Consider the following 217-nt stretch of genomic DNA (forward strand, 5'->3'; position numbering starts at 1 on the left):
GATTCTGATTCCACGCTTACCGCGATACCATTCCTAAGGCTGGCGATAATTGACGCACTGGCGCTCGCACTACTACGAAGATTTAAGCTCGAACCCGCATCCACTGACACATATTTTGTTTCTGTTTTAGATGGTGTTGGCGTGGATGGTTTGGACGGATTGGTGCTTGTCTTGCCTGATAAAAACTGGCTGCTCACATACCCAGTCTTCCCATTCA

Annotated in this window: 1 pseudogene; it reads right to left on the bottom strand. The window is 47.9% G+C overall.

What is annotated here, in order from left to right:
- A pseudogene (locus IPU53_RS24740) lies at positions 1-197 on the bottom strand (SH3 domain-containing protein); the annotation flags it as partial.
- Between the last annotated feature and the right edge of the window lie 20 nt (positions 198-217).

Source organism: Bacillus sp. SD088 (assembly GCF_017355205.1).
Taxonomy (GTDB): domain Bacteria; phylum Bacillota; class Bacilli; order Bacillales; family Bacillaceae_C; genus Lederbergia.